This window comes from Aliidongia dinghuensis (assembly GCF_014643535.1).
Taxonomy (GTDB): domain Bacteria; phylum Pseudomonadota; class Alphaproteobacteria; order ATCC43930; family CGMCC-115725; genus Aliidongia; species Aliidongia dinghuensis.
Map to the genome: position 1 here is coordinate 92,389 of NZ_BMJQ01000008.1, position 19,516 is coordinate 111,904.

16 protein-coding genes are annotated in these 19,516 nt (G+C 69.2%); 10 read left to right on the forward strand and 6 right to left on the reverse strand.

The window, feature by feature from the left end; genetic code table 11:
- Positions 1–74 precede the first annotated feature (74 nt).
- From IEY58_RS16100 to glcF, 6 genes are all read left to right on the forward strand, one after another.
- Positions 75–2,363 carry a histidine kinase dimerization/phospho-acceptor domain-containing protein gene (locus IEY58_RS16100; protein ID WP_189047561.1) on the forward strand — a complete coding sequence of 763 codons (2,289 nt, stop codon included), beginning with the start codon at positions 75–77 and terminating at the stop codon, positions 2,361–2,363.
- Between the two features lie 52 nt (positions 2,364–2,415).
- Positions 2,416–3,402 (forward strand): methyltransferase domain-containing protein, encoded by a 987-nt coding sequence (locus IEY58_RS16105; protein ID WP_189047563.1) that lies wholly within the window; start codon positions 2,416–2,418, stop codon positions 3,400–3,402.
- A gap of 160 nt (positions 3,403–3,562) precedes the next feature.
- Positions 3,563–3,688 carry a type B 50S ribosomal protein L36 gene (ykgO, locus tag IEY58_RS16110; RefSeq protein ID WP_189047565.1) on the forward strand — a complete coding sequence of 42 codons (126 nt, stop codon included), beginning with the start codon at positions 3,563–3,565 and terminating at the stop codon, positions 3,686–3,688.
- Between the two features lie 243 nt (positions 3,689–3,931).
- The gene (locus IEY58_RS16115; RefSeq protein ID WP_189047567.1) at positions 3,932–5,419 is read left to right on the forward strand and encodes an FAD-linked oxidase C-terminal domain-containing protein; all 1,488 of its coding nucleotides are present in this window, start codon (positions 3,932–3,934) and stop codon (positions 5,417–5,419) included.
- Between the two features lie 25 nt (positions 5,420–5,444).
- Positions 5,445–6,665 (forward strand): glycolate oxidase subunit GlcE, encoded by a 1,221-nt coding sequence (gene glcE / locus IEY58_RS16120; protein WP_189047569.1) that lies wholly within the window; start codon positions 5,445–5,447, stop codon positions 6,663–6,665.
- A gap of 5 nt (positions 6,666–6,670) precedes the next feature.
- The gene (gene glcF, locus IEY58_RS16125) at positions 6,671–7,963 is read left to right on the forward strand and encodes a glycolate oxidase subunit GlcF (protein ID WP_189047571.1); all 1,293 of its coding nucleotides are present in this window, start codon (positions 6,671–6,673) and stop codon (positions 7,961–7,963) included.
- Positions 7,964–7,991: 28 nt separating this feature from the next.
- Here glcF and IEY58_RS16130 read toward each other — a convergent pair whose 3' ends face one another.
- Together IEY58_RS16130 and IEY58_RS16135 are read right to left on the reverse strand one after the other, a co-directional pair.
- Positions 7,992–8,648 (reverse strand): TVP38/TMEM64 family protein, encoded by a 657-nt coding sequence (locus IEY58_RS16130; RefSeq protein ID WP_189047573.1) that lies wholly within the window; start codon positions 8,646–8,648, stop codon positions 7,992–7,994.
- A complete protein-coding gene (locus IEY58_RS16135) occupies positions 8,648–9,379 on the reverse strand; it encodes a glycosyltransferase family 2 protein (protein WP_456057524.1) in 732 nt (243 codons plus the stop codon). The genes IEY58_RS16130 and IEY58_RS16135 overlap by 1 nt, the downstream gene beginning before the upstream one ends.
- A gap of 218 nt (positions 9,380–9,597) precedes the next feature.
- Between IEY58_RS16135 and IEY58_RS16140 the strand changes: the two genes are divergently transcribed.
- From IEY58_RS16140 to IEY58_RS16150, 3 genes are all read left to right on the forward strand, one after another.
- Complete coding sequence (locus IEY58_RS16140; RefSeq protein ID WP_189047576.1) at positions 9,598–10,977, forward strand: DUF1800 domain-containing protein; 1,380 nt, start codon at positions 9,598–9,600, stop codon at positions 10,975–10,977.
- Positions 10,978–10,982: 5 nt separating this feature from the next.
- Complete coding sequence (locus tag IEY58_RS16145) at positions 10,983–12,233, forward strand: DUF1501 domain-containing protein (RefSeq protein ID WP_189047578.1); 1,251 nt, start codon at positions 10,983–10,985, stop codon at positions 12,231–12,233.
- Between the two features lie 160 nt (positions 12,234–12,393).
- Complete coding sequence (locus IEY58_RS16150; protein WP_189047580.1) at positions 12,394–13,236, forward strand: response regulator; 843 nt, start codon at positions 12,394–12,396, stop codon at positions 13,234–13,236.
- A 3-nt stretch (positions 13,237–13,239) separates the two neighbouring features.
- On the opposite strand, the gene IEY58_RS16155 is transcribed toward IEY58_RS16150, so the two are convergent.
- The 4 genes from IEY58_RS16155 to IEY58_RS16170 form a co-directional block, all read right to left on the reverse strand.
- On the reverse strand, positions 13,240–13,905 hold the full coding sequence (locus tag IEY58_RS16155) for a tRNA-uridine aminocarboxypropyltransferase (RefSeq protein ID WP_189047582.1): 666 nt from the start codon (positions 13,903–13,905) through the stop codon (positions 13,240–13,242).
- Between the two features lie 102 nt (positions 13,906–14,007).
- A complete protein-coding gene (locus IEY58_RS16160; protein ID WP_189047584.1) occupies positions 14,008–15,582 on the reverse strand; it encodes a peptide ABC transporter substrate-binding protein in 1,575 nt (524 codons plus the stop codon).
- A 98-nt stretch (positions 15,583–15,680) separates the two neighbouring features.
- Positions 15,681–17,117, reverse strand: coding sequence for a pyruvate kinase (gene pyk / locus IEY58_RS16165; RefSeq protein ID WP_189047586.1), 1,437 nt, complete (start codon positions 17,115–17,117; stop codon positions 15,681–15,683).
- 44 nt (positions 17,118–17,161) lie between these two features.
- Positions 17,162–18,430 (reverse strand): glycerate kinase type-2 family protein, encoded by a 1,269-nt coding sequence (locus tag IEY58_RS16170; protein WP_268237579.1) that lies wholly within the window; start codon positions 18,428–18,430, stop codon positions 17,162–17,164.
- A 100-nt stretch (positions 18,431–18,530) separates the two neighbouring features.
- Between IEY58_RS16170 and IEY58_RS16175 the strand changes: the two genes are divergently transcribed.
- On the forward strand, positions 18,531–19,406 hold the full coding sequence (locus tag IEY58_RS16175; RefSeq protein ID WP_189047590.1) for an IclR family transcriptional regulator domain-containing protein: 876 nt from the start codon (positions 18,531–18,533) through the stop codon (positions 19,404–19,406).
- Positions 19,407–19,516 lie beyond the last annotated feature (110 nt).

A 19,516-nucleotide genomic window follows, 5' to 3' on the forward strand; every position in this document is an offset into this window, starting at 1 on the left:
CGATCACGCGGCGGACGTGTTCGAATGCTGATGGCGGCGCCGTATCGGGGGCCGACCGCAGGGGGCGCGCCGTCGTGAGCACGCCGTTCCGATTGCAGCGCACCTGGCTGGGTATCCATCGGTGGCTCGATCTCGAGGCCGGCATCATCGGCTTCAGCATCCTCGCCGTGCTGGCGTTCGGCACCGTGCTTGCCTTCATGCTGGACCGCAGCCGGAACAGCGCGATCGAAAGTGCCAGGGCGACAACGGGCAGCCTCGTGGTCGCGGCCGAGACGGCGACTGCGCGGACCGTGCTCTCGATCGACGCGATGCTGTCGGCCGTGGCGGAAGCGCTCGACAACCTGCCGCGCGAGGTGCCGATCGACGGGCCGCAGGTCCATGACCTGCTGCGCATCTTCGACGATCAGAATTTTTCGGTCAGGGACATCCTGCTGATCGACGACCAGGGGTTCCAGGTCAACGATTCCGCGTCTGTCCTGCGCAAGCGGCGCTCGCTCGCCGACCGGGATTTCGCGCTGCCGCACGGCGAGGGGGCCGACGCACAGACGCTGTTCATCGGCCGGCCGATCCGGTCGGCCGTGACCGAGAGCTGGTCGATCTACCTGAGCCGCCCGATCGTCCTGCAGGGTGGCCGGTTCGTCGGCCGGATCGCGGCGGAGGTTCCGGTCGAGACGTTCAGCGACTTCTATAAGAAGCTCGACGCCGGCAAGGCGACGAAGATCTGCCTCTATGCAAGCGACGGGACGCTGCTTGCGACCGATCCGTCGGCCGACGACAGGATTGGCCAGCGCATCGTTGGTCCGGATCGTCTGGCCAAGCCCCAGTCCGATGTGGTCACGACGACGGTCGCGTCGGACGCGCCCGACGGCACCCGCACCATTGTCTCCTCCAAGGCGATCCCCGTCCGGCCACTCGCGGTCGAGGCCGGCATCGACTTGTCCGACGCGCTCGGCGCCTGGGACGAGGAGGCGCGCGTGCTGGCCGTGGTTTTCCTTTTGGGCACGGCCGGCTGTGCCGCCTTCGCGCTGCTGCTCGTCATGCTGCTCCACCGGCAGCGGCGCGCCCAGGGGCTGCTGCAGGACGCGCTCGAGCACCTGAGCGAGGGCTTCGTGCTGTTCGACCGGCAGGAGCGGCTGGTCATGTGCAACAGCCGGTTCCGCCAGATCTTTGCCCGGAGCGCGCCGGCGATCGCGCCGGGCGCCGGTCGCGAGCAGATCATCCGCTATGGCGCCGAGCATGGCGAATATCTGGACGTGCCGCCCGGCGAGATCGACGGCTGGACGGCCGGCACCTTGGCCGAGCATCGCCGCGTCTGCGGCAGCACGGTCGACCGTCAGCTGGCCGACGGGCGCTGGCTGCAGATCTCCGAGCAGCGGACCTCGGACGGCGGCACGGTCGGCGTCTGCACCGACATTACCGGCATCAAGGAGCACGAGACGCAGCTCAGGCTGAACGAGGATCAGCTGACGCAGACCATCAAGGCGCTCGAGGAGGCGCGCGTCCAGGCGCAACGCCAGGCCGACGACCTCGCGAAGCTCGCGGGCGACCTCGCCGCGGCGCGCGACAAGGCCGAGGTCGCGAACCGGGCGAAGAGCCAGTTCCTGGCGAACATGAGCCACGAGCTGCGCACGCCTTTGAACGCGGTCATCGGCTTTGCCGAACTTCTGAAGCTCGAGGTGTTCGGGCCGCTCAACGACAAGCAGCGCGAATATGTCGAGGATATCCGCGGCTCGGGCGCGCATCTGCTCGAGGTCATCAACGACGTGCTCGATCTCTCGAAGATCGAGGCCGGCCATGCGGAGCTGCGCGAGGACGCGGCGGATCTCGTCGAGCTGATCGACGGGCAGGTGGCGATCATGCGCCCGCGTGCGGCGCAGGGCGGCCTCACGATTCGGGCGATGTGCCAGCCCGACCTGCCGCCGTGCTGGATCGATACACTCAAGGTCCGGCAGATGGTGCTCAACCTGCTGTCGAACGCGGTCAAATTCACGTCCGAGGGCGGGGCGATCACGGTCGGCGCCGAGATCGAGCCGCCGGGCGGCGAGCGCGCGGGCTGGCTCAAGATCTGGGTCGCCGACACGGGCATCGGCATCGCGGCGGAGGATCTCGCCTATGTGCGCGACCCGTTCCGTCAGGTCGAGAATCACCTGTCGCGCAAATACGAGGGCTCGGGCCTGGGCCTCGCCATCACCGATGCGCAGATGCGGCTTCATGCCGGGCTGCTCGATATCGAGAGCGAGCTCGGCGAAGGCACGACGGTGACCCTGTGGTTCCCGGCGACGCGTGTGCTTGACCGGACGGCGGCCAGGCCTGGAGTCTCGGCTTCCGGAGTCGCCGCCCCCGGAATCTCAGCCAACGCTTAAGCCTTCCGCGGTATGGTGGATGGAGAGCTTCCCTAGGGAGGGGATCGCGGTCTTGCGTTTGGATGCGGTACTGGAGTTGGGCTCGGCTCTCGGGACGTCGCTGCGGCAGGGGGCTGCATCGGGCGCCGGGACGGCGCTGAACGGTCTCGATGGCCTCCTGTTCAGCCGCCTGCGCGTCTGGTGGTACGGGTTCGATCCGCGCGTCATCCCGATCGAGGCGACGCCCGAGCCGGAACCCGTCGAGGACGTGCGTGACGTCGCGGAGGAGCCGGTTGACCGCCTGGCGCTGGCGCAGAAGATCTGGGGATCGGGCTTCCTGGTGCCGGGCGGCGCCGACTATGTCATGACGATGGTGAAGCTGTTCGGCGTCAATCCCGCCATGAGCATGCTGGATTTGAGCGCCGGCCTCGGCGGACCGTCGCGCCACGTCTCGCAATTCTTCGACGTCTACATCACGGCGATGGAGCGGGCACCCGAGATCGCCAAGCGCGGCCACGGCATGTCGGTCGATGCGGGTCTCGGCCGCAAGGTGCCGATCACCGCCTATGATCCGGAGACGGTCGAGCTCAAGCCGCACGCCTTCGATTGCGCCTATGGCGAATATTTGACCGCGTCGGTCGCGGCCAAGGACCGGTTCTTCCGCGAGGTGATGCGCAGCCTCAAGGCACGCGGGCAGTTCAGCTTCGTCGATTTCGTGCTGGCCGAGGGCGAGCTCGAGGATCCGCGGCTCGACGCGCTGCGCAGGCTCGAGCGCTTCACCCCCATGCCCTGGCGGGTGAAGCAATATACCGACTGCCTCAACGCCGCCGGCTTCGACGTGCGCATCGCCGAGAACCATACCGAGCACTATATCCGCCACGTGGCACTCGGCTGGGCGCAGTTCGTGCAGACCTATGACGTGAAGCTGATGACGCGGGCGACCCAGCGCGCCGTGGCCGAGGAGGCCGAGCTCTGGATGACGCGGATTGCCGCGATCCAGAGCGGCGTGCTGCAGGTCTATCGTTTCTACGCGGTGTCGACCTACGGCAGTGTCAGCTGATTCCCCCTGGCCGTCCCCCGGCCATCCCGCTCCGGCGCCCCGCAGCCCCTGCAGGCGCGCGTTGCGTCGAAAGGTGGCTGCGGTGGATTGACAGGGGCAGGGCATTACCATAGGTTCCGCGGCTTCCAAGTTTATCCATGCCGCATCGCCAGGGCTCGTCATGAAGATCGTGAATTCGCTGAAGACGCTGAAGAAGCGCGACAAGAACTGCCGCGTTGTGCGCCGCAAGGGCCGCGTCTACGTGATCAACAAGGCCAACCCGCGCTTCAAGGCCCGCCAGGGCTGAGCCGGGCGAGGTCCCAAGCGACCTCGCGCCTTCAAGACCGCGTTACATAGGATCGCGTTACAGGCGAAAGGCTGACGAATCGAGGATTCGTCGGCCTTTCGTCATTTCGGTGCATCCGTCCGCCGTCGAAACTCCGGCCTTGCCAGCCTCGCCGCCGGGCTGAGATCATGAGTCCCAACATATTGGGCTGGGGGCCGGCCATCCATCCGGCCGCCGGCCATGGGATTGGGACGGAATTCGCCGATGAAGATGCCGACTCCGGACGCCGCCATCGTCGCGCGCCGGCGCGAGATCGCCGATCATCTGCAGCGCTTGCTTGCGCCCGAATCGGTGATCGCGTCCGACGAGGAGCGCCGCGTCTATGAGAGCGACGGGCTCACCGCCTATCGCCAGCCGCCGCTCATCGCAGTGCTGCCGAGCTCGACGGCCGAGGTCTCGGCGGTGCTGGCCTATTGCCAGGTGGAAGGTATCAAGATCGTGCCGCGTGGCGCCGGCACGTCGCTCTCAGGCGGGGCACTGCCGCTCGCCGACGCCATCACGCTGGGCCTGGGCAAGCTCAACCGGGTGCTGGAGATCGATCTCCCGAACCGGACGGTGACGGTGCAGCCGGGCGTCACCAACCTCGGCATCACCCGCGCGGTCGAGCATGCCGGCTTCTATTACGCGCCCGATCCGTCGAGCCAGATCGCCTGCACGATCGGCGGCAATATCGCCGAGAATTCGGGCGGCGTGCACTGCCTCAAATACGGGCTCACGACCAACAACGTGCTCGGCCTCGAATTCGTGCTGATGAACGGCGAGGTCGTGCGGCTCGGCGGCAAGCACCTCGATGCCGGCGGCTACGATCTCATGGGCGTGCTGACCGGGTCCGAGGGCCTGCTGGGCGTCGTGACCGAGGTCACGGTGCGGGTGTTGCCAAAGCCGTCGCACTTGAAGGCCATGATGATCGGCTTCCCCACAAGCGAGCAGGCCGGCGAATGCGTCGCGCGCGTCATCGCCGGCGGCATCATCCCGGCCGGCATGGAGATGATGGACAAACCCGCGATCCATGCGGCCGAGGCGTTCGTCCACGTGGGCTATCCGCTCGACGTCGGCGCACTCCTGATCATCGAGCTCGACGGGCCGGAATGCGAGATCGACGCCTATATGGTGCGGATCGAGGCGATCGCCGGCGAGTGCAGCGCCGTCTCGTGCCGCGTCAGCCGGAGCGAGGCGGAGCGGCTGGGATTCTGGGCCGGCCGCAAGGCAGCCTTCCCGGCGGTCGGTCGTATTTCGCCCGACTATTACTGCATGGACGGCACGATCCCACGCCGCCGGCTTGCCGAGGTGCTGGCGCGGATGGAGGCGCTGTCGGCGCAATATGGCCTCAAGGTCGCGAACGTGTTCCATGCCGGCGACGGCAATCTGCACCCGCTCATCCTCTATGACGCGAACCAGCCCGGCGAGCTCGAGCGTTGCGAAGAGTTCGGCGCCGAGATCCTCAAGCTCTGCGTCGAGGTCGGCGGCGTGCTGACCGGCGAGCACGGCGTCGGCGTCGAGAAGCGCGACCTGATGCCGGCGATGTTCGACGAACACGACCTCGATCATCAGATGCGGCTCAAATGCGCCTTCGACCCGGACCATCTGCTCAATCCGGGCAAGGTATTCCCGCAGCTGCGCCGCTGCGCCGAACTCGGCCGCATGCATGTGCACCACGGCGAGCTGCCGTTCCCGGACCTGGAGCGCTTCTAGCGCGTCTCATAAGAGAAGCCGATCGATGAATGTGCTGAGACCCGACAGTGCCGCCGCGGTCGAGGAGGCGATTGCGACCGCCGCCGCGGAGCGGACCCCGCTCGAGATCACGGGCGCCGGCACCAAGCGCGGATGGGGGCGGCCGGTCGAGGCGGCTCAAGGGCTGTCGCTTGCCGGCCTGCGCGGCATCACGCTCTACGAGGCGGAAGAGCTGGTGCTCTCGGCCCGCGCCGGCACGACGCTCGCCGAGATCGAGCTGTCGCTGGCGCAGAAGGGCCAGCAGCTGGCATTCGAGCCGCCGGACTGGGCGGGGCTCTACGGGGCGGCACCCGGTACGCAGACCATCGGCGGCATCATCGCCTGCAACCTCGCGGGGCCGCGGCGGCTCACTGCCGGGGCGGCGCGCGACCACCTCCTGGGCTTCCACGCCGTGAGCGGCCGGGGCGAACCGTTCAAGAGCGGCGGGCGGGTGGTCAAGAACGTCACCGGCTTCGACCTGTCGAAGCTGATGGCGGGCTCGTTCGGCACGCTCGCCGTCATGACCGAGGTGACGCTCAAGGTGCTGCCCCGGCCGGAGACGGCGGCGACCCTGCTGCTGCTGGGCCAGGATGCTGCGACCGCGGTCGGCTCGATGGCAGCCGCACTCGGCAGCTCGAACGAGGTCTCGGGTGCGGCCTGGCTGCCCGCGACGCTCGCTGGGCGGCTCGGCATCGGCGAGGGAGCGGCGGTGACGGCGCTGCGCTTCGAGGGCCTGGCCGAATCGGTGGCATACCGCGTGGCGGCGCTGGGCTCGCTCATTCCCGGCGCCGCGGCTCGGCTCGAGGGGGTGGCGTCGGACGCGTTCTGGCGCGCCGTCGGCAACGCCGACCCGCTGGCATCCGACCCGCTGGCATCCGATCCGCCGGCATCCGACCCGGCGCGCGATCTCTGGCGCGTCTCGGTGGCGCCGCTCGACGGTGCCCGGCTGATCGCAGCCCTGCCGGAGGCCGAGGCCTATCTCGACTGGGCGGGCGGGCTCGTCTGGCTGGCGCTGCCGGCCTCGACCGACGGCGGTGCCGCGCGGGTACGGCAGGCCAAGGGCCAGGCCGGCCACGCGACCTTGGTTCGGGCGGGTGCCGAGGCCCGGGCGCGGACGCAGGTCTTCGAGCCGGAGCCGCCGGCGCTGACGGCGCTCAGCCGGCGCATCAAGGCGAGCTTCGATCCGCTTGGCCTGCTCAATCCCGGCCGCATGGTTGAGGGGCGCTAGCCGCGATGCAGACGAATTTCTCCCTGGTCCAGCTCGCCGACCCGGACGTGCGGGAATCCGAGAAGATCCTGCGCACCTGCGTCCATTGCGGCTTCTGCACGGCGACCTGCCCGACCTACGTGCTGCTGGGCGACGAGCTCGACAGCCCGCGCGGCCGCATCTACCTGATCAAGGGGATGCTGGAGCAGAACAAGCCCGCGACCGAGGAGGTCGTGCGCCATGTCGACCGCTGCCTCTCGTGCCTGTCCTGCATGACGACCTGCCCGTCGGGCGTGAACTACATGCATCTGGTCGATCACGGTCGCGCCTGGATCGAGAAGACCTACCGGCGGCCCTGGCTCGACCGGCAGATCCGGCGCGTGCTGGCCCTGGTGCTGCCGCGGCCATGGCTGTTCCGCCTGGCGCTGCTGGGCGCCGGCCTCGCCCGGCCGCTGGCGCCGTTGCTGCCGCCACGGTTGAAAGCGATGCTGCGCCTGGCGCCGCGCTCGCTGCCGACCTCGTCGCCCGTCGACCTGCCGCAGGTCTTCCCGGCGGAGGGGCTCCGGCGCAAGCGGGTGGCGCTCCTGAACGGGTGCGCCCAGCAGGTGCTGGCGCCCGGCATCAACGAGGCGACGATCCGGCTCTTGACCCGGCACGGCTGCGAAGTGGTGGTGGCGTCGGGTGCCGGCTGCTGCGGCGCGCTCGTGCATCACATGGGCCGCACCGAAGAGTCCCACGCGGCGGCCAAGGCCAATATCGACGCCTGGATGCTGGAGATCGAGGAGGACGGGCTCGACGCGATCGTCGTCAACACGTCCGGCTGCGGCACGACGCTCAAGGATTATGGCTTCATGCTGCGCAACGATCCGGTCTACGCCAAGAAGGCGGCGGCCGTCTCGGCGCTGGCCCGGGACGTGAGCGAGCTGATGACGGAACTCGGGCTCGAGGTTCCGACGCAGCACGCGCCCGGCCTTACCGTCGCCTATCACGCGGCCTGCTCGCTGCAGCACGGCCAGCAGATCCGCGACGAGCCCAAGGCGCTGCTCAAGGCGGCCGGCTTCACGGTCAAGGAAGTGCCGGAGGGCCATCTCTGCTGCGGCTCGGCCGGCACCTACAACCTGATGCAGCCGGAGATCGCCGAGCGGCTGAAGGCGCGCAAGATCGAGAACATCCTGTCGACCGCGCCAGACCTGATCGCCGCCGGCAACATCGGCTGCATCACCCAGATCGCGAGCGGCACGACCCTGCCGATCGTCCACACGGTCGAGCTCCTGGACTGGGCGACCGGCGGGCCGAAGCCGGCGGCGCTCAGCCAATAGCAGCGTCAGACGAAGCGACTGGCCTCGGTCACGGCTGATCCCGGCGTGAGGCCGCGAGTTTCGGCAGGACAAGCGACAGGGCCAGCGCGCCGACGCCGACGAGCGTGGGCTCGATCCAGTTGAGCGAGCCGGTCAGCACCTGGCCGCCGGCCGAGCCGACATCGACGCAGAACACCGTGATCGGCAGCTGGCCGACGAGCGAGCCCGCGAGATAATTGCCGAGCGAGATGCGCGACAGGCCGAAGGCGTAGTTGACCGGCGTATGCGGCATGATCGGCACGAGGCGGATGAGTGCCACCGCGCGCCAGCCGCCGCGCTCGACCCGTGCCAGGAGCTCGCCGAGCTTCGGCAGGCGGTCGGGCCGGATCCAGCCGGCATTGACGTAGCGCGCGAGCGCGAAGCCCGCGAGCGAGCCGGCCATGGCGCCGAGCACGGCCCAGAGCGTGCCGTACCACAGCCCGAACATCAGGCCGGCCGCGATCGACAGCGGCGTGCGCGGCACGAACAGCAGGCTCGCTGCGATATGGATCGCGATGAAGATCAGCGGCGCGTAAGGATTGCCGGCGATGAGCTCCTTGAGGTGCGCCGGCTGGAACTCACCGCGCTCGCGCCAGACCAGCGCGAAGGCCACGACGATCAGGGCCACGAGGGCGATCCGCAGCAGGGTGCTCCCGAGCTTCGGCATCAGGCCTGCGGGTCCGCCGGGTCCAGCAGCACCGGCACCTTGGCGCGACGCTGCAGCCACATCAAGCCGAACAAGTCGACGATGCCGACCAGCGCCCGGTCGAGCGTGCCGTAGTTCGACTTGCCGCGCTCGCGCGGCCGGTGGTTGACCTTGACCGAGACGACCGTGCCGCCGGCGCGCAGCACGAGTGCCGGCAGGTAGCGGTGCATGTGGTCGAAATAGGGCAGCTCGAGGAAGGTCGCGCGCGCGAACAGCTTGAGGCCGCAGCCGGTATCGGGCGTCGCGTCGCCGAGCAGGCGCGAGCGCAACCCGTTGGCGAAGCGCGAGGAGAGCCGCTTTACGAGCGTGTCGCGGCGCTTCGCGCGGTGGCCGCAGAAGATCGCCGGGCGGCCGGGTTCGGCGGTGAGTGCCAGGCGCCAGAGACTGGGGATGTCGGCCGGATCGTTCTGCCCGTCGCCGTCGAGGGTGGCGACCCAGCGGCCGCGCGCGGCCTTGACGCCGGTGCGGACCGCCGTGCTCTGGCCGCAGCTCTTGGCGTGGCGCACCAGGCGCAGCACCGGGTCGTCCCGCTGGATCCGGGCGAGCCGCTCAGCGCTGTCGTCGGTCGAGCCATCGTCGACATAGACGATCTCGTACTGGACGAGGCCGTCGAGCGCCGCATGGATCTCGGCAATCAGCGGCGCCAGGTTCTCGGCCTCGTTCTTGACGGGAATGACGACGGAGAGATCCAAGGCGGTGCCGGTCCTGTGCTGATCGTTAGTTGGGGTTGGAAGCGGCGGCATGTACCACGTTTTGCCGGGTCATACCAACCGACTTCCGCCGGACCACCGGACAATCCTGGTGAGCGCCGAGGGGATGCCGGGGTCTGGCCGCGCGTATTACTTCCGATCACGCAGTTGCGGCCCCGTTCGACAACTATCGGCCGCGCGTATCTTTTCGAGGTTCTGTAATGAACGAGGCGATCATTGCCGCGTCGCGGTTCGGCTATGGCGCCGGACCGGACGGGACGCACGCGTTCGCGGCCGATCCGCGCGGCTGGCTCAAGGCGCAATTGGCGCCGCAGGCGCCGCTGTTGCCCCGTTTCGCCGGGCTGCCGGGCTCGGCCGAGCTGGTCGTGACCCTGCAGCAGCTGCGGCAGGAGCGTCGGCAGGCCAAGGCCGAGGCCGAGGCGTCGCCGCGGCCATCGGCCGCGGGCGAGCCCCAAGGGCACCAGATGCTGCCGGAACAGCGCGTCCTGCGCCAGGCTGTGCTGCAGGAGACGGCGGCCAAGCTCGACGCGGTTACGACCAGCGCCAAGCCCTTTGTCGAGCGGCTGGTCAGCTTCTGGTCCAACCATTTCACCGTGTCGGGCGTCCGGCCGATCGTGCGGCCGCTCGCCGGCAGTTTCGAGCGCGAGGCGATCCGGCCCCATGTCGCCGGCCGGTTCGAGGATCTGGTGCTGGCCGCCGTGCAGCACCCGGCCATGGGCCTCTATCTCGACAATTGGGTTTCGGTGGGGCCGGATTCCCGCGTCGGCCAGCGCAGCACGCGCGGGCTGAACGAGAATCTGGGCCGCGAGCTTCTGGAGCTGCACACGCTCGGCGTCGACGGCGGTTACAGCGAGGAGGACGTCCGCGCGCTCGCCCGCATCCTGACCGGCTGGTCGATCGGCGGGCCGCGGGTCGACGAGCCGGGCCGCTTCCGCTTCGTGCCGGCGATCCACGAGCCTGGCGACAAGATCTTCCTCGGCCGGCGCTATCCGGAAGCGGGCATGGGCGAGGGGCTGGCGGCGATCCGGGTCATCGCCAACCATCCGTCGACCGCCCGGCATGTGGCGCGGCAGCTGGCCCAGCATTTCATCACCGACCAGCCGCCGCCGGCCGCGGTCGACCGGCTCGCCCAGGTGTTCATGCAGACCGGCGGCGACCTCCGCGCCGTGAGCCTGGCGCTTGTCGATCAGCCGGAGGCCTGGAGCAGCTACCTGCAGAAGATCAAGACGCCGTTCGACTTCGTCGCCTCGGCAATCCGTGCAACAGGCAAGCCGCTGACACCGGAACAGGCGATCAACGGGCTCAACCGGCTAGGGCAGGGCCTGCACATGGCGCCGTCGCCGGCCGGCTGGCCCGATGACGCCGCATCGTGGGTCGGACCGGAGGCAGTGCTGCGTCGCGTCGAATGGGCCCAGGCCTATGCCGGACAGGTCGGCGACGACGTCGATCCGGCGGTGCTGACCGAGGCGGTGCTGGGCGACACGATTGCCGCCGACCAGCACCAGGCCATCGCCCGCGCCGAAAGCCGTCCGATCGCGCTCGCCATGCTGCTGGCGAGCCCCGCCTTCCAACGTCGGTGACCGCCATGACCTCGCTCGATACTCTCATCAGCCGCCGCCGGCTCATCGGCACGCTCGGTGCCAGCGCCGGCTTGGCGGCACTCGGCTTGCCGCGGATCGCCTTTGCCGCGGCACCGACCGAGAACCGGTTGGTCGTCGTCATGTTGCGCGGTGCGCTCGACGGGCTCGCCGCCGTGCCGCCCTACGGCGATTCGCGCTACCCCGAACGGCGGGCGAACCTGGCCCTGCCGATGCCGGGTCAGCCGGACGGCATGCTGCCGCTCGACCGCACGTTCGCGCTCAACGCGGCGCTCGCGTCGATCCAGCCGATGTGGTCGGCGGGCGAGCTGCTGATCGTGCCGGCGACGGCGGGCGGCTATCATACGCGGTCCCATTTCGACGCCCAGGACCTGTTGGAAATGGGACTGGTCGAGCGGCACGGCACGCCCAGCGGCTGGCTCAACCGGGCGCTCGTCGATATCCAGGGCGGCGACCGGCAGCGGCGGTTGGGGCTCGCGGTCGGCCCCGCGGTGCCGCTGATGCTGCGCGGCAGCGTCGCGGTCGCGTCCTGGGAACCGCCGAACCTCAAGCCGGCCGACCCGACGCTGCTCGCCGCCCTCGCTCAGATGTATGCCGGCGACAAGCTCCTGGGCCCGGCGCTTGCCGACGGCATCAAGGCACAGAACCTGTCGGACGAGGTGTTGGGCTCCGGCATGATGGATGCCGACGGCAAGCCGCGCTTCGCCAAGGCCGGCGGCTACGGCCCCGGCGCCTTCAAGCCGATGGCTGAGGCGGCAGGCGGCCTGCTCGCGGCGGCGGACGGCCCGCGGGTGGCGGTGATCGACATGGGCGGCTGGGACACCCATGTCGGACAGGGCACGGTCAAGGGCCGGCTCGCCGACAACCTGCGGGGCCTCGCCGACGGGTTGGCGCAGCTCAAGACCAGCCTGGGCCCGGCCTGGGGCCGGACCGTCGTGCTGATCATGACCGAATTCGGCCGGACGGTGGCGCCGAACGGCACCAACGGCACCGACCATGGCACCGCGTCGGTGGCGCTGCTTTTGGGCGGCGCCGTCAGGGGCGGGCGCGTCGCCGGCGACTGGCCGGGCCTGAGCCAGCTCGAGGAGAATCGCGACCTGCGCATGGCGACCGACCTGCGTGCGGTTGCCAAGGGCGTGCTGCGTGATCATCTGGGCGTGGCGCAGGCCCATCTCGACACGGCGGTCTTCCCCGACAGCGCAGCAGTGAAACCGCTGGGTGGCCTCGTCAGAGCCTAGAGGTTGTGCAGCCGTCCGTTGGACAAACTCTTCTCGTAAAATCAACAGGTTGCAAAGTGCTCGGCCTTCTCTCGAAAGAGCGGACACGGCGTTAATTTTCCGGTAATCATGCGGTATCTGGCCTCTGTCGTGTGACGAGGCGACGAGAGGGCGGGTCGGGATGGCGACGGCGCAGCTGCGGGCGGTGGAGACGGCGAGGGACGTACAGACGGGCTCGGCCTTGCTGCTGGTCGAGGAAGACCGGATCAATCAGATGATCGCTTCGGCGCTTCTCGAGAGCGACGGCTACCGCGTCACCATCGCGAATGATGGGCTCGAGGCGCTCGAGAAAGCGGCCCTCCATCGCTTCGATGCGATCCTGATGGATGTCGTGATGCCGCAGCTCGACGGGATCGGGACGACCCTTCGGTTGCGCGCCGAAGAAGGGCCGAATCGCACGACGCCGATTCTCGCGTTGACGGCAAATACGAGGCCGGGCGACCGCGAGCGCTACCTCGCCGCCGGCATGAACGATTGCCTGGCGAAGCCGTTCGATCTCGCCATGGTGCGGATGGTCCTCGCCCGATGGATCGACAATGGGTCTGGCGTGCCGGAAGCGCCCCATGCATCTGGCGATGTCGTGGCCGTGCCGATCCTGGACGAAAGCCGGCTGACCGGCCTCGAAGCGAGGATCGCCGGGCCGAAATTCGCGGCGATGGTGCGCGCGTTCATCGACAACGCGGATCAGCGGTTGGAGCGCATCGCGGAATCCCATGCGACCGGCGACCAGGCAAGCCTCGAACGCGAGGCGCATAGCCTCGCGGGGGCCGCGTCCAATGTCGGCGCACTGCAGCTGGCGGCCGCGGCGCATCGTGTCGAGGCGGCGTGCGGCACGCCCGATGCCGCCAAGCACGACGTCCTGATGCGCGAAATCGCCGAGCTCAGGCCGGCGCTCGCAGCGGCCCGGCAGGCCTTGTCGGCGCGCTTCCTCCGCGCGGCGTCCGCTGTGCCGGGCGCGATCTGACGGTCAAGCGGCGGGCGGCGGCCCCTTGCGACTCTGCCGATAGGCCGACAGCAGAGCATCGAAGCTGCGGATCATGCGGCTATGCAGGTCCGGCCGATGCTCGAGCCGGCTCATGACGATGGCGGCCGCTTCCAGCGTCGACACACTCTCGCGCCGTGGCTCCTTCCTGAGCTTGCCGTAGCGCGACGGCGTCTTGGGCTCGATCACGAGGCGGCGCAGCTTGAGCAGCCACGCATTGCGCCACCAGAGCGCCTTGGCCTGGCTCCAGGTGCCGTCGAGCAGGACGATGCCGTCGAGCTGCGCTAGCGCTTCGCCCTGGGCCGGGCCGAGCGCGCCCTTGCGATCGAGCACCGCCAGTTCGCGCTCGCGCGCCTCGGGTGGCAAGGCGGCGGGGCCGAGGTAGAGCACGCCCCAGCGTTTGGGGTCGGCCACGGGTCGGCCGAGCGCCTTCGACAGGTTCGGCCAGCTGAGGCCGATCTTGAGCGCGGCGTTCTGGAAATGCAGGGCGGCAAGCCGCGCCGTGCCGAGATCGCGATCCTGCTCCTGTGGGTGCTGCAGGATCAGCACGAACACCCGGTTGGCGAGGGGCTCGATCGTGGTGCAGACGCAGAGCGCCGTCGCCTTGAGGCAGCGCGGGCAGGTCTCGTCCTGGGGAAGTTCTAAATCCATGGCCGGCAGGAAAGCCGGTTTGCCGGCGCCTGTCGAGAACAAGCAGGATCAGCGGCCGGCGCCAGCGTTGAGTAAGGGACTGGGTGCTACTCGCCCAATCCCCTACTCAACGCTGGCGCCGTCGACGTAGAAGCTGCGCGACGGCAGCATGCGGAAGCCCTTGACGCGCGGTGCGACGATATAGGCGACGCGGCCATAGGAGAGCGGGATCGCCGGCAGGTCGTTGAGCAGGATCCGCTCGGCGCGGGCGAGTTTCTCGGCGCGGGCGAGGAAGTCGGGGCTATTGTCGGCCTGGCGCAGCAGGTCGTCGAATACGGCGTTTCGGTAATGACCGAGATTGCCTGCGTTGAGCGGCGTGCCCCGGAAGGCGGCGAGCAGTTCGAGCGGATCGGGCGCCGCCGCGTTTTCGGTGACGAAACCAATGTCGAACTCGTCCCGGCGGTAGGCCGTGAAGCGGGCGACTTCGTCGTCGATGATTTTACAGCGGATTTCGGCACCGAGGGCGGCCTTCCAAAGGCCCGCCACGGCGGCGCAGCGGTCAAAGCTGCCTTCGAGCAGGGTCGCGACGAGCGGGTGCTGTGGCCCGTACTGGGCCTCGGCATAAAGACGCCGCGCCTCGATCAGGCGGTCCGCCATGGGGCGGGCGGCGAAATCGAGGCGCGGATGGGCATAGGCAGGGAAGCTGCGCGGCACCAGCGAGTTCGCGGGCTCAGCGGTCTGTGCTGCGAGCTTGCGCGCAATCGCCTCCGGCTCGAACGTCAGCGCAAGCGCGCGGCGCAGGCTGTGGCTTTCCGCGAGCGGGCCCGACCGCATGTTGAAGAAGTAATAGGCGATACGGTTCAGCGGCTGGATCCTGATCTGGTCGCCCATCAGGGTTCGCTGGTCCCGCACCTCTTCGTCGGTCAGGCCCAGCACGTCGAGATCGCCGTGGGCGAACATCTCCTTCGCCGCCTGGCGGCTCGGCTGGACGATGAGCTCGATGCGGTCGAGCCGGATCTGGTCGGCGTTCCAATAGGCCGGGTTCTTGACCAGCGTGATGCCGTCGCCGCGGCGGAAGGCGGCCAGCACGAACGGCCCGTTCGAGACCATGTGGCCGGGCTCCGTCCAGGCGGAGCCCCAGCGCTCGACGACCTGGCGTTCGAGCGGGGTCAGGAGCGTCGCCCAGTTGAGGAAGAACGGCAGCGGGTGCGACAGGGTGACCGACAGCGTGTGCTCGTCGACCACGGCGACGCCGAGCGCTTCCGGCGGCAGCTTGCCGCTCAGGCAGTCGCGGGCATGTAGCACGGATTCGATGGCGCTTGTCGACCGGCCGCCGGTCTTGGGGTCGACGTAGCGGCGGAAGGCATAGACGAAGTCGGCCGCCGTGACCGGTTGGCCGTCGCTGAAGCGTGCCTCGGGCCGCAGGTGAAAGAGATAGGTTCGGCCGTCGGCGGAAATGTCCCAGGAAGCGGCGGCGCCGGGCACGGCATCGCCATTCGAGTCCTCGCGCGTGAGGCCTTCGAGCATCATGGTCGTGACGACCCGTTCGGCGGCCCACGTGCGCAGCTGCGGGTCGAGCGTCTCGATCTCGTTCGGCACCGGCAGGTGCAGTACGCGCTCGCCCGCTGCCGTGGCCGTGATCGACCAGAGCATCAGCACGAGCGCCCAGCAGGCAAAGCCGAATGCGCGCACCGCCATCCCCCCGTCGCCCATCAACCTGTCGCGACGCCCGATCGTCGCGAAAGCTCGCCACTCAATCAAGCGGCGAGATCCCGATAAGCCGCGGGATCCAGGCCTCAGTTCGGCGCCTGGACCCATGCGATGCGCAGGATGTTCGTGGCGCCGGGGGTGCCGAACGGCACGCCCGCGGTGATGACGATACGGGCGCCTTCCTGGGCGAAGCCGTGGGCATAGGCGATCCGGCTCGCCTTGTGCACCATGTCCGAGAAGGTCGAGACGTCCTTGGTCACGACCGGATGGACGCCCCAGACCATGGCGACGCGCCGGGCGATCTGCGGGCTGGCGGTCAGGCACAGGATCGGCACGGGCGGCCGCTCGCGCGCGGCGCGCAGCGTGGTTGAGCCCGAGGTGGTGTAGGTCACGATCGCCGCGGCCTTGACCGTGCTCGCAACCTGGCGCGCGGCCGCGGTGATCGCGTCCGACGTGGTTTCCTGCAGGGCGGGATGGTCCGTGTCGAGCCGGGCCAGGAACAGCGGGTCCTGGTGCACCCGCGTGATGATGCGGTTCATCATGTCGACCGCCTCGACCGGGTAGTCGCCGGCGGCGGTCTCGGCCGACAGCATGACCGCGTCGGCGCCCTCATAGACGGCGGTCGCGACGTCGGACGCCTCGGCCCGGGTCGGCGTCGGCGCCTTGATCATGCTCTCCAGCATCTGGGTCGCGACGATCACCGGCTTGCCCGCCTGCCGGCAGGCATGGACGATGCGGCGCTGGGCAATCGGCACGTCCTCGGGCGGGGTTTCGACGCCCAGGTCGCCGCGCGCGACCATGATGCCGTCGGACTGCTCGACGATCGCCTCCAGGTGCTCGAGCGCGCTTGGCTTCTCGAGCTTGGCCAGCAATGCGGCGCGGCCGGCGATCAGCTTGCGGCCCTCGGCTACGTCTTCGGGGCGCTGCACGAACGACATTGCGACCCAGTCGATGCTCTGGTCGAGAGCGAAGGCGAGGTCGGCGCGGTCCTTCTCGGTGAGCGCCGAGATCGGCAGCACGGCGTTCGGCACGTTGACGCCCTTGCGGTTCGACAGCACGCCGCCCACCACGGCGGTAAGCTCGGCGAAGTCCGCGCCGCAACGCTCGACGCGCAGCCGCACCTTGCCGTCGTCGACCAACAGGTCCGTGCCCTCAGTGATCGCCTGGAAAATCTCGGGATGGGGCAGGGTGCAGCGCTTGTCGCCGCCGATCGTCGGCTCGAGATCGAGGCGGAACTTGGCGCCGGTCGGCAGGTTGACGCGGCCCTGGTCGAACGTGCCGAGCCGGAGCTTCGGCCCCTGCAGGTCGATCATCACGCCCAACGGGTGGGAATAGCGCTTCTCGATATGCCGGATGCGGTCGACGTTCGCCCGGTGGTCGTCGTGGCTGCCGTGGCTGAAGTTCAGGCGGAACACGTCGACGCCGGCCAGGAACAGGCGTTCGATCATGGCGTCGGTCGAGCTTGCAGGACCAAGGGTCGCAACGATCTTGGCGCTGCGCTGCCGGCGAACGGTAAGCTTCACGATAGGCGGATCCTCTGGGAATGGGCTTCGCTGGACGGATCAGGTCAATGGATCAGGATCGCCCGGAAATCGTTGACGTTGGTATAGGTCGGCCCGGTGACGACCAGATCGCCGAGCGCCTTGAAGAAACCATAAGCGTCGTTATTGTCGAGCATCGCCTGCGGGTCGAGCCCGATCGCCCGGGCGCGGCTGAGCGTGGTCGGATCGATGATCGCGCCCGCATTGTCCTCCGTGCCGTCGATGCCGTCCGTATCGCCGGCGATGGCGAAGATCCCGGGGTGATCCTCGAGCGCGATGGCGAGCGCCAGCATGAATTCCGCGTTGCGTCCGCCGCGGCCCTGGCCGCGCACCGTCACGGTCGTCTCGCCGCCCGACAGGAGGACGGCCGGCGGCTGGGCCGGATGGCCATGGTGCGCGATCGACTTGGCAATGGCCGCATGCACCTTCGCAACCTCGCGCGCCTCGCCCTCGAGCGCGTCGCCGAGGATAACGGCATTGCGTTGCGCCTTTTTGACGGCGGCGGCGGCGGCCTCGAGCGCCATCTGCGGTGTCGCGATCATGGTGAAGCGGTTGCTGGCGAGCCGCGGGTCGCCGGGCTTCGGTGATTCGTCTTCCGCCCGCTCGAAATGACGGGCAACGGCCGGCGGCAGCGCGATGCCGTACCGCTCGATCACGTGGCGCGCATGGAGGAAGGTCGTGGGATCCGCGACGGTCGGGCCTGAGGCGATGATGGCAGGATCGTCGCCCGGCACGTCGGAGATCGCGAGCGTCAAGACCTGCGCCGGGGCGGCCGCGGCCGCAAGCCGGCCGCCCTTGATGCGCGACAGGTGCTTGCGCACCGTATTCATCTCACCGATCGTGGCGCCCGATTTGAGGAGCGCGCGCGTCACCGCCTGCTTGTCGTCGAGGCTGAGCCCGTCCGCCGGCAGCGTCATGAGCGCGGAGCCGCCGCCGGAGATGAGGCACAGCACCAGGTCGTCGGGCGTCAGGCCCTGGACCGCGGCCAGCACGCGCTCCGCCCCCTCGACCGCATGCTGGTCGGGCACGGGATGGGCCGACTCGACGATCTCGATCCGGTCGAGCGGCAGGCGCTGGCCATGGCGCGTGACGACGAGACCGCCGAGCGGCCCCGGCCAATGGGCCTCGACGGCGAGCGCCATCCGGCTTGCCGCCTTGCCGGCACCGACCACGATCGTGCGGCCTTTCGGCGGGGCGGGCAGATGGCGCGGCAGGACCTGCATCGGGTCGGCGGCCGCGCAGGCCGTGTGGAACAATCCTTCAAGGAAAGCTCGTGGATCGAGGGCGCCCTTCACGATCGATGCCTCTTGATTTGTCTGATTTGCCGTCGATGAAGGTCGACAAAACCACGCGAAAAAGGAAAAATTTTCGAGCAACGGAAAATAAGCCCAAAACATGCCCGACGCCAAGTATGTGCCCCAACCGATCGTCAAGCCCTCGACCGCCGCCGGGCCGCAGCGCAAGCGCGGCCGTCCGCCCCAGGCGGGCGCTGCCGGCGCCTCGGGAGCGGTCCAGTCGCTCGGACGCGCGCTCGACCTCATGGAATCCGTCGCGATCGCGGAGCAGGGCGCGGGCTTGACCGAGCTCGCCAAGGCGACCGGCCTCGCGCCGTCGACCGCCCACCGCCTGCTGAAGACGCTGCAGCAGCGCCGCTACGTCAGCCACGATGCCGAGCGCGGGCTGTGGTTCGTCGGCGTCCAGGCCTTCACGGTCGGCGCCGCATTCCTCAGGACCCGCAATGTCGTGGCCGCCGCGCGGCCGGTCATGCGGCAGCTGATGGAGGATTCCGGCGAATCGGTCAGCCTCGCCGTGCTCGACGGCGCCGATGCCGTCTACCTGGCGCAGATCGAATGCCGCGCGATGATGCGGGCACTCGCCCGTCCGGGCGGCCGGGCACCGCTGCATTGTTCGGGTGTCGGCAAGGCGCTGCTCGCGTCCCTCGATGCGGCGGAGCGGCCGCCGCTCTACGCGCGTATCGACTTCACGGGCTATACTGAGCACACGCTGACCGATGCCGAGGCACTCGAAGCGGCACTCCGGCCGATCGCGGCGCAGGGCTTTGCGATCGACGACGAGGAGTTCGCACTCGGCCTGCGTTGCGTCGCGGCATCAATCCTCGACGAATATGGCGAGCCGGTTGCGGCCATTTCCTGCTCGGGCCCGACCGCGCGGGTCACGACCGAGCGCCTGGCGCCGCTCGGCCGTCTGGTCGCGACCGCGGCGGCCGAGATCGGCGCAGCACTCGGCGCGGGCCGGCAACCCGTCGGATAAACGCCTGATTCCTTAAGTCTTTTTTGCCGGCAGAATTTGCCGGGCGGCCATTCGCGCGCGGCGGGGACTGCCGGCCCCAGCGGGCGTGCTTCCAGAATATCTTAGATAAA

Bases quoted from the DNA above. Each gene is read 5' to 3' on its own strand.
- ykgO (WP_189047565.1), top strand. From the start codon at position 3,563: ATGAAGATCGTGAATTCGCTGAAGACGCTGAAGAAGCGCGACAAGAAC.
- IEY58_RS16115 (WP_189047567.1), top strand. From the start codon at position 3,932: ATGAAGATGCCGACTCCGGACGCCGCCATCGTCGCGCGCCGGCGCGAG.
- glcE (WP_189047569.1), top strand. From the start codon at position 5,445: ATGAATGTGCTGAGACCCGACAGTGCCGCCGCGGTCGAGGAGGCGATT.
- glcF (WP_189047571.1), top strand. From the start codon at position 6,671: ATGCAGACGAATTTCTCCCTGGTCCAGCTCGCCGACCCGGACGTGCGG.
- IEY58_RS16130 (WP_189047573.1), bottom strand. From the start codon at position 8,648: ATGCCGAAGCTCGGGAGCACCCTGCTGCGGATCGCCCTCGTGGCCCTG.
- IEY58_RS16140 (WP_189047576.1), top strand. From the start codon at position 9,598: ATGAACGAGGCGATCATTGCCGCGTCGCGGTTCGGCTATGGCGCCGGA.
- IEY58_RS16145 (WP_189047578.1), top strand. From the start codon at position 10,983: ATGACCTCGCTCGATACTCTCATCAGCCGCCGCCGGCTCATCGGCACG.
- IEY58_RS16150 (WP_189047580.1), top strand. From the start codon at position 12,394: ATGGCGACGGCGCAGCTGCGGGCGGTGGAGACGGCGAGGGACGTACAG.
- IEY58_RS16155 (WP_189047582.1), bottom strand. From the start codon at position 13,905: ATGGATTTAGAACTTCCCCAGGACGAGACCTGCCCGCGCTGCCTCAAG.
- IEY58_RS16160 (WP_189047584.1), bottom strand. From the start codon at position 15,582: ATGGCGGTGCGCGCATTCGGCTTTGCCTGCTGGGCGCTCGTGCTGATG.
- IEY58_RS16175 (WP_189047590.1), top strand. From the start codon at position 18,531: ATGCCCGACGCCAAGTATGTGCCCCAACCGATCGTCAAGCCCTCGACC.